Source organism: Nitrosomonas sp. Is79A3, assembly GCF_000219585.1.
Lineage (GTDB): Bacteria > Pseudomonadota > Gammaproteobacteria > Burkholderiales > Nitrosomonadaceae > Nitrosomonas.
In genome coordinates this window covers 176,398-192,372 of record NC_015731.1, presented here as the reverse complement: position 1 = coordinate 192,372, position 15,975 = coordinate 176,398, and the positions used below count along the sequence as shown (strand labels likewise).

The following is a 15,975-nucleotide window of genomic DNA, read 5'->3' as shown; positions in this document are numbered from 1 at the left end:
AGTCATTAGTAATTAAGCTGAACAAATCATTTTCAATATCTGTCCAACTTGATAACGCTATCCATAAACGGGAAATTTTGCACACAATAGTTTCGCTTCAGTGGCTACTCGTGACAATACTGCCGGATCCTCCGGCGCAGCAAGCACATCCGCTATTAGATTGGCTAATTGCTCAGCTTCCAATTCTTTAAAACCACGCGTGGTTATTGCTGGTGAGCCGACTCGAATACCACTGGTAACAAATGGTTTCTGCGGGTCATTAGGGATGGCGTTCTTATTAACCGTAATGTGCGCCAATTCAAGCGATTCTTCTGCCTTCTTGCCAGTCAAGTTCATCGCACGCAAATCAACCAGAAACATATGACAGTCTGTTTGACCTGACACAATCCGCAAACCGCGATTGATCAGTACCTTCGCCATTACACGAGCATTCTCAATAACCTGTTCTTGATAATCCTTGAATTCTTTACTGGCCGCCTCCTTAAATGCAACCGCTTTGGCGGCAATCACATGCATTAAAGGACCACCTTGTGTTTGTGGAAAAATTGCTGAATTTAGCGCCTTTTCATGCTCAGGCTTGGCCATGATAATACCGCCACGTGGGCCACGTAATGTTTTATGTGTAGTACTCGTAACAAAATCTGCAATGCCAACTGGATTGGGATAAAAGCCAGCAGCTACCAACCCTGCATAATGTGCCATATCCACAAACAGGTAGGCATCCACAGCATCGGCGATCTTGCGAAAACGCTTCCAATCGATAACTCGCGCATAAGACGAAGCGCCGGCAACTATCATTTTTGGTTTGTGTTCATGAGATAATTGCTCAACTTGATCATAATCAAGCAGCTCTGTTTCTGGATGCAAGCCGTAAGAAATCGAATTAAAAATCTTTCCGCTCATACTAACGCTAGAACCATGCGTTAAGTGACCTCCGTGCGCTAACGACATGCCCAGCAATGTATCACCAGGCTTTAGCACTGAAAGATAGACTGCTGCATTGGCTTGAGAACCTGAATGCGGTTGCACATTGACATACTCAGCACCAAAGAGCGCTTTTAACCGATCTATAGCCAGTTGCTCAACTTGATCAGCATACATGCAACCGCCGTAGTAGCGTTTGGCCGGATAACCTTCGGCATATTTATTAGTTAGAACAGAACCCTGAGCCTGCATAACAGCAGGACTCGCATAATTCTCCGATGCAATTAACTCAATATATTCTTCCTGGCGCTGTATCTCGCCTTTAATCGCTTGCCATACTTCTGGGTCGACACTTTCTATAGTTTGTTTCTGCGAAAACATGGTGATACCAATCCTTTGAAATTTTTTAAAACCGTGAAAATGCGTATATTACCATTACCTGCAGAAACGCAGATAGCTGATCACAACAGTAGAATAAAAAAGAAAAGAATTTATTTAATTGCAAACAATCTTCATCAGTGATTTTAGACCAATCTTTAGCCTGACTGAGAAATTATTTTTGACTTTCAATAGCCTTCTAGCAACAAAAAATTTAAATCAATAATCCAGGATTAGCTTCTTTGAAATATTTCTGGGAAAGGTATGTATTTAATGTCACTTTTTTCTTCATCAATACCTAGTATTTATTGCTTACGGCTTCATGCCAAACGGAGTTGTGGTAAGAAAGTGAGAGAGGCCAATCCTTTCAATAGTGAGAAACTGCAAGAACCATTTCGTATGCTCTGGAGCGAACCTTATCGAAAATTCCATATGGCGTTTCTTTTCTACCGAGTAGATCAACAATGATGCACATACGACAAGCCGACATTTTTCTACATTACCGGCGAAACGCTTTGCGCCAATTCGTGCATCGGTGTGCCTTCTGGTCAAAACATCGCTAATCGCCACTAGGAGCCTGTCGGATAGGAAAATCAGCAAGAGAAGTATTGAGAAAGAATTTCAACTGTGTCAGTTTGAAACTTTTTCAGTACATCTGAATATAAAGCCATACATTTGTTCAGCTATTCCCGCTCATACACAGACACAAGGAAAATAAAGGCTATGTAGCAGTTAGTTGTTGAATTTTCCAATTCACTGATGGCAAATGATTTTTTGATAACCATAAAAACATATAACCAATTGATTAAAAATAAATCGTGTTAGTTTGCAGGTCATTTTCAACAACCAATTGTGACATAGCCAAAATAAAGCGATTCAGCGGTCTTTAAGGAAACTCTGATTAAGTCCCAAAAACTTGTAAAATACGCGGTAGATTGTAACCACTGCAAGGGAATGCATTGATGAAACAATTAGTATTGTCGATTCCATTATTTATCAAGAAACCAAAAGTAACTCGCCGGCAAAAGTTTCTCGAAGAAATGGAGCAAGTGGTTCCATGGGTAGACTGGACGAATCGGATCGCGCCGCACTATCCGGTAGCAGGTTTGGGACGCAAGCCATTTGCGTTGGAAGCGATGCTGCGGATTCATATGATGCAGCAATGGTTTGGTTATTCAGATCCGGCAATGGAAGAAGCGTTACATGATGTGCCGATGCTACGTGAATTTGCAGGACTAGATGCGGGAGAAGATGTTATGCCTGATGAGACGACGATCCTCAAGTTTCGCCACCTGCTGGAGAAGCATCACTTGGCACAAAGCCTGTTTGCTGAAACAACTGGGCGGTTAGCGCAACAGGGATTATTGCTGCGTCAGGGCACGATAGTTGACGCCACGCTGATAGCGGCTGCGCCATCGACCAAGAACCGGCAACGCAAACGTGATGGCGAGATGAGTTCGACTAAGAAAGGCAACAACTATTACTTTGGATTAAAAGCACACATAGGCGTAGATGCCGATTCCGGCCTGGTGCATAGCCTGGAAATTACCACGGCCAAAGTGGCCGATGGCAACATGATTGATGCGCTGGTACATGGCGAAGAGGCAATTGTATTGGGTGATCGGGCTTATACTCGTAATGATCGCAATCTGGAAGCGCAACGACAGCCGGAAGAGCCGGTCTGGGGTATGCCATTCAAACGCAAGCGCGGTGAGGAATTGCCAGCAGAACATGCCGTGCTCAATCGTATGCTAGCTTCACTACGCGCAAAGGTTGAACATCCGTTTCGTATTGTCAAAAGACAATTTGGTTATACCAAAGTCCGTTACCGAGGATTGTTCAAGAATGCACAACAGCTTTATCTGTTGTTTGCCTTGGCTAATCTTTACCATGTCCGTAAGGTGTGGATGCCAACCACGGGATAATTCCGTCCAATATCCCTGAAAATCAGCATCAGGGGACAGAATAGTATGCAATCTGCTAAAAATTACAGTTATTAATCGCACAATAATGCCTATATTAGCTACTTTACCGATAGCTTTGTCGACAAAACTGGAATAAATAACTTAATCAGAGCTTCCTTAAAAATAAGTTTTCGTGAACTTTTAACTAAATTACAATATTATGGGAGCATAAATTAAAGTGATAGGTGAGTATTATGCCGAAATATGCCTTTCGCCGGTATTTAAGCGCGCCCGGTTTAATCAAGGAAGTTCGCGCCTGTTTTGAAAGGATAGAAGACAATGGAAACGGCAAAGTATTCCCATTGAGCGATTGTTTGATGTCGGGATTTGCGGTTTTTAGCTTAAAGTATCCTTCATTATTGCAATTTGACCAAGGCAGGGAAGATGATTTGGTTCGGGCTAATTTGAAATCCTTGTATGGCATTGACCGCGCGCCATCGGATACTTATTTACGGGAACGACTGGATAATGTCTCCCCTGAGCTTTTGCGCCGGTCATTTAGGCGCATACTGCACGTGCTTCAGCGTGGCAAAGGGTTGGAGGGATTTGAATACCTGGATGGTTATTATCTTTTATCCATTGATGGAACGGGCTATTTTTCTTCTTCACCAGTGCATTGTGAACAATGCTGCCAGAAACATCACGGTGACGGTCGTGTGACATACTATCACCAGATGCTCAGTGCCGTGCTGGTTCACCCGGATCAAGCCGAGGTATTCCCGTTGGCGCCGGAGCCGATCATGCAACAAGACGGGTATAGCAAAAACGACTGTGAACGCACTGCAGCAGTGCGATTGTTAAACGCACTCAGGCGTGAACATCCGCATATGAAACTCATTGTGATCGAAGATGGTCTGGCTTCCAATGCGCCGCATATTCGTCTGCTTCAAAAACTGAACCTGCACTTTATCCTCGGCGCCAAACAAACCGACCATCAATTTTTGTTTGACTGGGTGAATACCGTCCGGGGAGTAAAAACTGATGAATTTATCGACGGCAATGGTATCAGACACAATTTCCGTTACCTCAATGGCGCTCCTTTAAACGACGCCAACTTTGAACTTGAGGTCAACTTTCTGGAATACCGGGAATATCACCCTTCAGGCGAAACCCAACATTTTTCCTGGGTAACAGACATTACGATCACGCCTGAGAATCTGATGCAACTCATGCGCGCCGGGCGCGCACGCTGGAAAATCGAGAATGAAACTTTTAATACCCTGAAAACACAAGGCTACCACTTCGAACATAACTTCGGCCACGGTTACCGGTATTTATCCACTGTCTTTGCCTGTTTGATGATGCTGGCGTTTTTGGTCGATCAGGTACAGCAGCATTGTTGTCTCTTGCTTCAACGGGCAAAACAAAATGCAAAGCGTAATAAATACTTCTGGGAGAAAGTACGTGGATTATTCCTCCATTACTTCCTTCCGGACTGGGAGACTTTGTATAAATCCATTGCCTTTGGAATAAAACCAACCGTACCAGTCTTTAACCTATTTTCCTCAGTTGATTCCAGTAAAATTGCCACGAATGTATTTCTGGTAAGGGTTTGCGACAGAATAGGAGGCTCACCCAATGGGTGAAATTAAATTTGAAAAAAAGACACTGGTCGAGGCGATCAATACTACTTTGCAGGAGACGGAACAAACGGCGGCTGAACAAAGCGTAGCCACCCCTGGTGGCCGGTTTCACGTTCGCTGGGACGAAGGCGGAAGCACCACAGCACTGGGGCAATTACCGTTCTTTGCCGAGTTTTTGGAAGTTTCTGGGTTATTCACCCGCTGGATGGATGGATGTCCAATGGATTACACCAGTCCCAACGCACCCAAGGTAGTTGATGTGCTTGGCACCTGGCTATTATCGATCTTGGATGGACAGCGGCGCTATGCACATGTTGCCGGGCTGCGCGGCGATGAAGTTGCTCCCCGGAATACTCGGCATGAACAAGATCATCAGTGACGAGAGTTTGCGTCGCGCACTGGCGCACTTGGCACCGGCCCCATGCAAGTATGGTAGCGAAGCAGAACGCGCTGCCCACGCAGTCCAACTGGCGAAGAGCACAGCATGGATGGATAAAGCCCTGGGTGAGAGCATCCAAGAATCTTTACGCACGCCCTGGATACTCGATGCCGACACCAGCGTCAAACTGTTGTATGGTCACCAGGCAGGTGCCGAGATTGGCTACAACCCAACCAAGCCGGGACGGCCGAGCCATACTTTGCACACCTACTGGATCGGCAACATTCGACTGGTGCTCGATGTCGAGGTACAAAGCGGTAAAGCCAGTGCGGCGAAACATAGCCTACCGCGCCTGTGCCGGCTAATTGAGCGACTCGCTGCCGAGGAACGCCCCGCCCTGGTGCGCGGTGACAGTGCCTTTGGCAATCAGGGGGTAATGGTCGAGATGGAGCGAATTGAACAGCACTACCTCTTCAAGCTACGGCAAACTGCCGGAGTTAAGCGACTGATCGAGCGGCAATGGCAGCAAGGCGACTGGCAGAACGCGGGGCAAGGCTTTGACGCGGTGGAAAGCAAGCTTCGGCTGACGGGTTGGAGTGGTGCGCGGCGTGTAGTGGTACTGCGGCGGCGAATCAAAGACAGCATGGCGGCAGCCGAGACGAGCAATGAGAACCAGCAGCCGATGCTCCACTTCATTGACCATTCAGACAAGGTTAAACTCTGGGAATACGCTATATTGGTGACCAATACAAACTACTCCCTCGACGCCATTGGCCAGTTATACCGGGATCGGGCCGACTGCGAGAATGGCTTCGATGAGCTGAAAAACCAATGGGGCTGGGGTGGCTATACCACGCAAGACCTGGAACGTTGCAACCTCTCAGCGCGAGCAGTCGCGCTCATCTACAATTGGTGGAGTTGGTATGTCAGACTGGCACACCCGAAGACACGCCTGGAGGCAATCACTAGCTGTCCCATGTTGCTCAGCGGCATTGCCCGCCTGACCCAGCATGCCGGTCAATCCCGATTGCTGCTCACTCTGACTCACGCAGCCGGAGATCATATCAAGTCGATGATCTCCAATATACGAAAAGGTCTTGATCATGTTCTGGCAAATGCGCCTCAGTTGACCATAGCGGATCATTGGGGCGTACTTGTACGCTATATCATTAACAAAATTATTGCGACCAGACCGAAAAATTCACAGCTCCTCGGTTTCCTTCCACCCTCTTTGGCCATTGGAGTGACCTAACAGAGGAATTTAGGTTTAATGATTCGTCTTAATACGCCAACCGGGGTAAAGTATGTTCGAAGGGTGTTTTCCAGGGAAAAGTAGCCAATTTTAAAAACTGACTTGAGTCAGATGGTTTCGCTTTGCCTCAAAACATAGATTTCGCAAAAAATTCATAAATTTTATTTTGCAGCAAATGTTGTTTGAATTAGCGGGAGGTGCTGACATTTGTTAACTCTATTTTTAGTTCAATTTCCATCTGAACAAAGGTTTTTTGGGTTTTTTTCTATCCTGTTGCCATTGCATACATCCGCTTGAAGTTATAAGCCATAGCAACCAGCTTCCACTCGCCCGCTACTGCTCGAATCCCTCGCATCAGGAACTGGCGAAAGCCTAATACCTGTTTGATAATGCCAAACACGGGTTCGACAGTGCATTTGCGTCTACCGTATAGTTCGCGTCCTGACTGTGTTTTAAGTTGGTACGTCATCATAACCAAAGGATCGTCCGTCTGAGGTTTTGGGGCATCCGGTTGCAGCCGCTGTGCTATGGGCAGATGATGGGTATCACGTCCCAGCGCAATGAGTGGAGTGATGCCATGTTCAGCACAGGCCTTAACGTTGTTTTGGCTAAAATAACCATTATCGGCTAGCAAAGTATCGGCTTTGCCGAACTGGTTTTCCAGTTTGCTCAATGCTTCGAGCATCGGTTCGACGCGTTGCTTGTCATTGGTTTCCGTGGTCAGGCCGGTGGCGATAATGAGCATGCTCTCGATATCGACGGCCGCCTGGCTGTTATAGCCTTGTATGAAACCATCCCCACTGGGCATGATACGTGATTGTTCATCGGTAAGATTGATTTGATCTTGCGCGCAGGGGCCAGTTTCCGGCACTTTGGGTTCCCGCCCGCGTGGTTTTTTTCCCGCTTTTTGTTGTGCTTCCCGGCGGGCAATCTTTTCCTCATAGTCTTTCTGCGCTTGTTGATCACGTGCCTGGACGCGCTCAGCTATTTTGGCTTTCGCAGCAGCCAAGGCTTCAAGACGTTGTTCGCGACGTACGATTTCAGCCGGTAAGTCAAAATCATGCTCAGATTCCTGCTCATCGGTTTGCTCTGCTTTGTTCAATAAAAACTGAACCTCTTCTCGTAACTGTGCTTCCAGCTTCTCAATGTGTCCGTGCGATAGCGCTTTGTGCTTTGATGCATTGGCTTTGATCTTGATACCATCCAGCGATATGTTTCCCAATTTAAACAACTTCATCTCTTGGGCTATGGACAACACTTGCACAAACAATTCCTGCAATTCCAGCAAAAAGGTTTTGCGGAAATTTGCGATAGTGTCGTGATCCGGGTGCTGATTGGCCGCAAGAAAACGAAACGCCACCGAGTCATGCGTCGCCCGTTCAATCTTGCGGCTGGAAAATGTACCGGTTGCATAGCCATAAACCAATAATGCCAACATCATGGATGGGTGATAGGCTTCCGAGCCTTTACCAGAATAATGGCTCGTCAATCTCGTCAAGACCAACTGCTCAATGACTTCAATGATGAACCGTGACAAATGATTTTCCGGTAACCATTCATCTATCGACGGGGGGAGTAAGTACAGCTGATGGCGATCGCAGGGCTTGAAATGACTCATGTCGCTTTTCCAAAAATCCGGTTTCAATTGAGCGCTATTTTAACAAATTGACCCTCCAAATGCTTTAAGTCCGACAGACTCCTAGTAGGTTTGAATGGAAGCAATCTGAGCTAAAGATAAAAAACTGTGCTGCAAAAACCACAGCTCCTAGCATAAGCCCTTCTTCTCCCGAGCAATAAAACTTCAGAACAGCATTTCATTTTTATATATATGTGCCGATTCAGCTATCGCTCAGATAATTGCAGCTTCTTCTTCAAAGAGAAGAGTTACTTTCTCATTACTATCAATATCAACAGTTACCTTACCACCATTGACGAGACGTCCGAACAACAATTCGTCAGCCAATGCACTACGAATCGTATCTTGGATAAGCCGTTCCATAGGCCGTGCGCCCATCAGTGGATCAAAACCATGTTTTGCAAGATACTTACGCAATTGTTCTGTAAACGTTGCTTCAACTTTCTTTTCATGAAGTTGTGTTTCAAGTTGAATCAAGAACTTATCGGTTACCCGCAAAATAATTTCCTGATCTAAAGGAGCGAACGATATGATCGCATCTAACCGATTACGGAACTCTGGAGTAAATAATTTTTTGATATCCACTAATTCGTCACCTGCAAATTTTGATTTTGTAAATCCCATTGAAGATTTAGTAAGAGATTCAGCACCTGCATTGGTAGTCATAATAATAATAACATTGCGGAAATCTGCTTTACGCCCGTTGTTGTCTGTCAACGTTCCATAATCCATAACCTGCAATAAAATATTGAAAATATCTGTATGCGCTTTTTCGATTTCATCCAATAGCAGAACCGAGTAGGGATGCTTAATCACTATTTCTGTCAACAACCCGCCTTGGTCATACCCCACATATCCTGGCGGCGCACCAATCAGACGAGATACTGCATGACGCTCCATATATTCGGACATATCGAAGCGATGCAAGTGAATACCAAGCGCATAGGCTAATTGCCTTGCCACCTCGGTTTTCCCAACGCCTGTTGGCCCTGAAAAAAGAAACGAGCCCACGGGTTTCCGCGGATTACCCAAGCCACTTCTTGCCATTTTGATGGCCGCAGTCAGTGCATTAATTGCATTGTCCTGCCCAAAAACAACGGCCTTCATATCACGGCCCAATGTTTTCAATTTATTGCGATCGTTCGTAGAAATATTTTGTGGAGGAATTCGCGCAATCTTGGCGACTACATTCTCAATCTCACTTTTACCGATAACTTTCCGTTTCTTCGATTTTGGCAAAATACGTTGCGCAGCACCAGCTTCATCAAGCACATCAATTGCTTTGTCTGGCAAATGCCTATCATTAATATACCGCTCCGATAGCTCCGCTGCAGAAACTAATGCACTGGCAGTATATTTAACCTTATGGTGCTGCTCATAACGAGACTTCAGGCCACGTAAAATAGCCACTGTTTCATCTACACTGGGTTCGTTAACTTCTATCTGTTGAAAACGCCTTGATAGTGCATGATCTTTTTCAAAGATCCCTCGATACTCACTAAAAGTTGTGGCACCGATACACCGTAATTGTCCAGTACTTAGAACCGGCTTTAGCAAATTAGATGCATCCAGAACTCCACCTGAAGCAGCACCAGCACCAATAAGTGTATGAATTTCATCAATAAATAAAATAGCTTCCGGATTATCAGTTAATTGTTTTAACAATGTTTTCAAGCGTTGTTCAAAATCTCCGCGATATTTTGTGCCTGCCAATAAAGCTCCCATATCAAGCGAATAAATTTGATGCTTCAAAAGCAAATCAGGCACATCTTCTTCAACAATTCGTTTTGCCAAGCCTTCTGCAATTGCAGTTTTCCCTACACCGGCTTCACCAACTAATAAAGGATTATTTTTACGGCGTCGGCATAGAGTTTGTATTACACGCTCGATCTCCTTCTCGCGCCCCACCAGCGGATCGATTTTATTAATTAACGCCAGGTGATTGAGATTTACCGTGTAATTCTCGAGCACGCCTCCGCCAGAATTGAATTCGTGCTCACCATCCCCTTCATTTCCAGTTTTAGCGTCATTCTCGTGCGACACTTTTCGAATATTGTGTGAGATGTAATTCACCACATCCAAACGTGTTACACCTCTCTGATGCAAGAAATAGACGGCATGTGAATCTTTCTCACCAAAAATAGACACTAAAACATTAGCACCGGTAACTTCTTTCTTTCCAGATGACTGCACATGCAATATAGCTCGCTGAATAACACGCTGAAAACCTAATGTAGGTTGCGTATCAACTTCTTCCTTACCATTAATCACCGGTGTATGACGTGTAATATGGTCCACTAACACTGAACGCAAACCTTCAATATCCACTAGACAAGCATTTAATACTTCCGCAGCACTTGCATTATCCAGCATTGCCAGCAGCAAGTGTTCTACTGTAATGAATTCATAACGTTTTTGTCTGGACTCTACAAACGCCATATGTAAGCTGACTTCTAAATCCGGCGCAATCATCTCAGTTTTCCTCCATTATACACCTAAGTGGATGTTGATTTTTTCTAGCGAATTCAGTTACTTGCATTACCTTCGTACTTGCAATATCACTTGAGTATATACCACACACACCAACACCCTCCATATGCACCTCTAACATCGTTCGCGTAGCCTGCTCTTGATTCATGGAAAAAAATATTTTCAACACCTCAATCACAAACTCCATAGGTGTAAAATCATCATTCAATAATAAAATTTTATACATAGAAGGAGGCTTTTGTTCAATTTTCTCCTGTGCAAGCATAACGGCTTCTGAGTTACTCTCCGTCATAACTATTTTCCCTACTCATTCATTCTATATTTATAAAAATATATTGTACAAAATACTACATTATCGACATATTTGACGATTACGACAAGATTTTCAAGTATCTTGAGACAATTACCCAATTCTTAAACACAAATATGTTGTAACGGCTTGACTTTAACCCTGGATTTGCGTAAAACTGCAAATGGCGTTTGGCTTCAAGTTCTCTGCGGTACCGGTTTTATCCGTCAATGGTCTTGAAATTCAAATAGTGTTAGGGTTTCCGGCCCAGTTTTTATATAGGAAGTAGAAATGGCAACAGGTACAGTAAAATGGTTCAACGATTCCAAAGGTTTTGGTTTTATTACTCCCGACGATGGCAGTGAAGATTTATTTGCACACTTCTCTGCAATCAATATGTCTGGATTTAAAACTCTTAAAGAAGGCCAAAAAGTGAGTTTTGATGTCACTCAAGGACCGAAGGGAAAACAAGCCTCTAATATCCAATCCGCTTAACTTTCGTAAAAAATACTGGCTTAGACCTCTTTATTAGCAATAACACAAACAATATAACAGCAAATAAAGTAAGAAAAAAATAATCCCAAAATAGATTACCCCTTTGTTCGTATGGCAAGGGGTTTTTTCTTTATTGCTTCTATTTTTATACTCTTACCCGTTAGGATCAAGCAAACAGCGCTTTTGCTTCCCACAGGCTTTATCACCTCAAACTCACATACTCTCGATCATCGCACCACCGAAAGCCGAACAAGAGACCTGCTTGGCATCAGTCATTTGTCGCGCAAAGTCGTAGGTAACTGTCTTGTTCCGGATAGTTGTTTCCATCGCCCTGATAATCAAATCGGCCGCTTCTACCCAGCCCAGATGCCGCAACATCATTTCCGCTGACAATATGATTGAACCAGGATTTACTTGATCTTTCCCTGCATATTTAGGTGCCGTACCGTGTGTTGCTTCAAAGATAGCGATAGAATCGCTCAGATTTGCCCCTGGCGCAATCCCAATTCCACCTACCTGTGCTGCCAATGCATCAGAAATATAATCGCCATTTAAATTCAGAGTGACTACTACGTCATATTCTTCTGGACGTAACAAGATTTGCTGCAAAAAAGCATCCGCAATCACATCTTTAATAATAATCCCGCCTTTTTCTAAAGGCAATTTCATCCACGGCCCTCCATCCAGCAATTCAGCTCCAAATTCTTTAGCGGCCAAAGCATAGCCCCATTTCTTGAACGCCCCTTCAGTAAACTTCATGATATTGCCTTTATGTACCAAAGTAACCGATGGGCACTTATTATCAATAGCATACTGAATTGCCTTCCGAACAATACGTTCTGTTCCCTCTTTCGAAACAGGTTTGATGCCAATACCAGAAGTCTGAGGAAAACGTATACTAGTCACCCTCATGTCCTTAATCAAAAAATCAATCACTTTCTTGGCAGACTCTGATTCTGCTTCCCATTCTATACCCGCATAAATATCCTCAGAATTTTCTCTAAAAATAACCATGTCCGTTTTCTCCGGATTCTTCACTGGGCTGGGTACACCACTAAAATAACGTACTGGCCGCAAACAGATATATAGATCCAGCAATTGACGAAGCGCCACATTAATCGAGCGTATTCCGCCACCAACCGGTGTTGTCAACGGGCCTTTAATGGAAACCACAAACTCCTTAGCGGCTTGTAAGGTTTCTTCCGGCAACCACACATCCGGCCCATAAATTTGTGTTGATTTCTCGCCCGCATAGATTTCCATCCACGAAATTTTGCGTCGCCCTCCGTAAGCTTTCTTAATCGCTGAATCGACAACTCTTTGCATTACCGGAGTAATATCAATACCAATACCATCACCTTGAATGAAAGGGATTATTGGATTATCAGGTACACTTAACGAATTATCATCATTAACCTGAATTCTTTCTCCATCACTAGGTATTCTTATATGCTGATACATGACATCTCCAAGTATTCGAATACAAATGCAATTAATAAATATATCCAGATCTGCTCAACATTATTGAATGAAAATGTTGTCACTTTCCTTCTTCATTGCAAGATAAATTTCCTCAAACTAAAATAAAATCTACGTTTCGACTATTATACGTGTAAACATGATGCCTTACCACGCGACTAGTAATCCCGTCGATGCTTATTGTCCAACCTAACACCTTAGGTACAATTGCTTAACTAGAAAATACTTGGGTTGTTTAATGTAAATCACCACCTTGGATAAGCAGCGTATTAATCAATTTCTATAATTATTCAACAGCAACCCGGCCCCCACAATGAATCTAACCCTTCTCATTCCAAATCTACTCTGGCCCGATATCTCACAACCAGAAATTTATAATGATCTATCACTACCTTCTTTAGAAGTACTGTTATCAAAAAGTACCGCTACGATAAGCCCTCCACAAGAAATAGAAACATGGCTATGTAAGGAATTTAATGTAGCAAAGCAACAAAATGACTGGCCTATTGCACCGTTAATGTTACACGCCGATGCCCCTGATCTGGCAAAAACAAGTAAAGATTTCTGGATGCGTGCCGATCCTGTCCATCTACGTATCGAACAAAACCATATCATGTTAGCTGATAGCCAAGCTTTCCAAATTTCTATAGAAGAAGCCGAGCAAATAGTGCAGGATCTCAACCACAATCTGGGTAATCATGATTTCTCTTTCTTCCCATTACACCCTGACCGTTGGTATATCCGCACACCAAAAGCGCCGGGGATGTTCACGCACACACTTAGTCATGTTACATGCAAGAACATTAATAATTTTTTACCGACAGGTGCTGAGAGTATCGTATGGCATCAAATTTTTAATGAAATTCAGATGTTGCTTCACGAGCACCCAATTAATCAAGCTCGCGAATCTCGTGGCGAATTGACCATTAATAGTGTTTGGTTCTGGGGAGGAGGAAATATGCCTCAATTATCACGATCTCCTTATACGCATATATGGAGTGAAGATGACTTGCCTCGCGCACTGGCATTAGCCAGTAACACAAACCATGCAAAGTTAACCGCTGATGCACAGGAATGGCTCCAAACCCAAATATCCGGGAATCATCTTGTGATATTGGATGCTCTGCAAGGAAAAGCCAAATATAGAAACGCTTATGGTTGGCGTGAAACGCTCGGGGAGATGGAACAAAATTGGTTCTTACCTTTATATACAGCACTTAAGAACGGAAAAATCAACCAATTGACCATCACAGCGCTTAATGAAACTTCATCTCAGCGTTTTGAGATAACGCGCTCTGATTTATGGAAACTCTGGCGTATAACCAAACCACTTCCCGCTCATATAGAAACATACTAGCAAGAATAAGGAATCATCGTGCAAAAAATCTCGTTTCTTAATAACGCTAAACCTTATCTCGCAATTTGCGTTGCGTTAATACTTGCAATCGTTCTGATAGCTGACACCTATTTTATCAATGAAATACCATCACACTTACTCGCAGCATTATGGTTTTCCTTGGTCTTTGCAATACTAATAACAATAATCCAAGTAGCAGGTTCAGAAAAAAATATCAAAAACTTTTCCGATCACCTCCAAGTTAGCAAGGAAAGACTCGGGAATGAGATTAAGCACCGGTTATGGGCAGAGAAAACAGCATCTGAAAGCAAAATAAAATCACAGTTTGTTGATGAAAACATGCCTGTCATGCTGGCTTATTTTAATAGTGATCTACGATGCCGTTACCATAATCGAATATTTCGCCGATGGTTTGGATTAAAGCCAGATCAGATAGATGGCCGGCTTTTAAAAGAATTCTCAAATAAAGAATTTTTCTCTGATATCCAAAATAGTATCGAAGAAATACTGGCCGGGAAAACCGTGCATAACGAACGTGTTCTTAAGTCGACCAAGGGTTTCCCTTATATTTTCACGGAGCAATATCTTCCTCATCTTGATAGCAAGGGAAAGACTGTCGGTTTCTACACGTTACACACTCCCCGGGCGCAAGAAAAAAACCGTGATTCTTCGAAAAAGAAATTAGAAAGTCCAACTAAACCAGAGCCAGAAAAAGCCAATAAAATACTGACTAAAGACAATACAAACCTGCCACCGAGTACTCAAACATCCAAATCAGAGATTACTGCTGCACGCATTACTCAGGCAATTGAGGGCGGAGAATTTAATCTATACTGCCAGGAAATAGCCCCTATCAAATCTTCCATCACATCAGTTTCACATTATGAGATTCTCATTCGTATGCATGAGGAAGAAAATAACCTAATGCCCCCAGGCTCATTTTTACCTCTTGTTGATCAATTTAAAATGATGCCAAAACTGGATCGGTGGATAATCAATCACATCGCCCAATGGTTAGCAGTTCACCCAAAATCCAACTCGGTATTTTATATTAATGTCGCTAAAGATACGTTAAGTGACCGGGCCTTTCCTGGCTTTATCCAAGATCAATTACAAAAAATAAAAGCGCCTGCTTCCAATCTTTGCTTTGAAGTCGAATTATCAGATGCAGAAGCCAATACAGCCGACACTCTTATTTTTACGCAAGAAATTCGAGGGCTGGGTTGCTTGGTTTCGCTATGCAGCTTCAGCGGTAGCCCTGAATCATTAAATCTACTCGACAAAATGAAAGTTGATTTCCTGAAAATTGATGGGAGTTTAGTTTGCAATATACTTCGGGATGAAGAAGATCTCGATAAAGTAAAAACTATCAACCAATTCGCACACAAGACCGAAATTAAAACAATAGCCGAGTTAGTTGAAACGGATGACATCATAGTAAAGCTACAGGAAATTGGCGTCGATTATGCGCAAGGATTTGGTGTTGCTAAACCCCACCCCTTCAAAGATCTTGAATCATAGACTTATAAACTAAGGGTGGGAACAACAATTAATAATTGCCGCTCTTTGTTTCACCGTTTATAAGATACACACAGACACAGGTGGCATCGTTTTATCGGACAATTTTTCCCATTTCTTATAGAGTCGGCCGTTAAACAGTTAGATATTTCATAACAGAGAAGGCTGGATACGAAGATTCTAATGAATCCTTTTAATAGCCGGATCAATAACGGTCTGTCCAAATTTGCA

12 protein-coding genes are annotated in these 15,975 nt (G+C 43.4%); 7 read left to right on the top strand and 5 right to left on the bottom strand.

All coding sequences use genetic code 11. The features are described from left to right. Positions 1-57: 57 nt before the first annotated feature. A complete protein-coding gene (gene glyA / locus NIT79A3_RS00800; protein WP_013964371.1) occupies positions 58-1,305 on the bottom strand; it encodes a serine hydroxymethyltransferase in 1,248 nt (415 codons plus the stop codon). A 959-nt stretch (positions 1,306-2,264) separates the two neighbouring features. Here glyA and NIT79A3_RS00795 point away from each other — a divergent pair. The 4 genes from NIT79A3_RS00795 (at position 2,265) to NIT79A3_RS18080 (ending at position 6,480) form a co-directional block, all read left to right on the top strand. Then, positions 2,265-3,227 carry an IS5 family transposase gene (locus NIT79A3_RS00795; protein ID WP_013964369.1) on the top strand — a complete coding sequence of 321 codons (963 nt, stop codon included), beginning with the start codon at positions 2,265-2,267 and terminating at the stop codon, positions 3,225-3,227. Positions 3,228-3,460: 233 nt separating this feature from the next. Further along, the gene (locus NIT79A3_RS00790; RefSeq protein ID WP_013964368.1) at positions 3,461-4,852 is read left to right on the top strand and encodes a hypothetical protein; all 1,392 of its coding nucleotides are present in this window, start codon (positions 3,461-3,463) and stop codon (positions 4,850-4,852) included. Further along, entirely contained in the window at positions 4,845-5,228 is a 384-nt protein-coding gene (locus tag NIT79A3_RS19240) for a hypothetical protein (RefSeq protein ID WP_013964367.1), read from the top strand. Before NIT79A3_RS00790 ends, NIT79A3_RS19240 begins: the two co-directional genes overlap by 8 nt. Beyond that, positions 5,209-6,480, top strand: a complete 1,272-nt coding sequence (locus NIT79A3_RS18080; RefSeq protein ID WP_348225676.1) for a transposase — start codon at positions 5,209-5,211, stop codon at positions 6,478-6,480. Before NIT79A3_RS19240 ends, NIT79A3_RS18080 begins: the two co-directional genes overlap by 20 nt. 265 nt (positions 6,481-6,745) lie before the next feature. Here the strand turns inward: NIT79A3_RS18080 and NIT79A3_RS00775 are convergent, their stop codons facing one another. From NIT79A3_RS00775 to clpS, 3 genes are all read right to left on the bottom strand, one after another. Continuing rightward, on the bottom strand, positions 6,746-8,098 hold the full coding sequence (locus NIT79A3_RS00775; RefSeq protein WP_013964365.1) for an IS1182 family transposase: 1,353 nt from the start codon (positions 8,096-8,098) through the stop codon (positions 6,746-6,748). A 231-nt stretch (positions 8,099-8,329) separates the two neighbouring features. Continuing rightward, the gene (clpA, locus tag NIT79A3_RS00770; RefSeq protein ID WP_013964364.1) at positions 8,330-10,588 is read right to left on the bottom strand and encodes an ATP-dependent Clp protease ATP-binding subunit ClpA; all 2,259 of its coding nucleotides are present in this window, start codon (positions 10,586-10,588) and stop codon (positions 8,330-8,332) included. A 1-nt stretch (position 10,589) separates the two neighbouring features. After that, positions 10,590-10,898: an ATP-dependent Clp protease adapter ClpS gene (gene clpS / locus NIT79A3_RS00765; protein ID WP_013964363.1), complete on the bottom strand. Its 309-nt coding sequence runs from the start codon at positions 10,896-10,898 to the stop codon at positions 10,590-10,592. Positions 10,899-11,186: 288 nt separating this feature from the next. Between clpS and NIT79A3_RS00760 the strand changes: the two genes are divergently transcribed. Then, positions 11,187-11,390: a cold-shock protein gene (locus NIT79A3_RS00760; protein ID WP_013964362.1), complete on the top strand. Its 204-nt coding sequence runs from the start codon at positions 11,187-11,189 to the stop codon at positions 11,388-11,390. A 213-nt stretch (positions 11,391-11,603) separates the two neighbouring features. Here NIT79A3_RS00760 and icd read toward each other — a convergent pair whose 3' ends face one another. Then, on the bottom strand, positions 11,604-12,851 hold the full coding sequence (gene icd / locus NIT79A3_RS00755) for an NADP-dependent isocitrate dehydrogenase (protein WP_013964361.1): 1,248 nt from the start codon (positions 12,849-12,851) through the stop codon (positions 11,604-11,606). A gap of 331 nt (positions 12,852-13,182) precedes the next feature. On the opposite strand from icd, the gene NIT79A3_RS00750 reads away from it, so the two are divergent. Beyond that, positions 13,183-14,226 carry a phosphoglycerate mutase gene (locus NIT79A3_RS00750; protein ID WP_013964360.1) on the top strand — a complete coding sequence of 348 codons (1,044 nt, stop codon included), beginning with the start codon at positions 13,183-13,185 and terminating at the stop codon, positions 14,224-14,226. Between the two features lie 18 nt (positions 14,227-14,244). Then, on the top strand, positions 14,245-15,747 hold the full coding sequence (locus NIT79A3_RS00745; protein WP_013964359.1) for an EAL domain-containing protein: 1,503 nt from the start codon (positions 14,245-14,247) through the stop codon (positions 15,745-15,747). Positions 15,748-15,975: the final 228 nt, after the last annotated feature.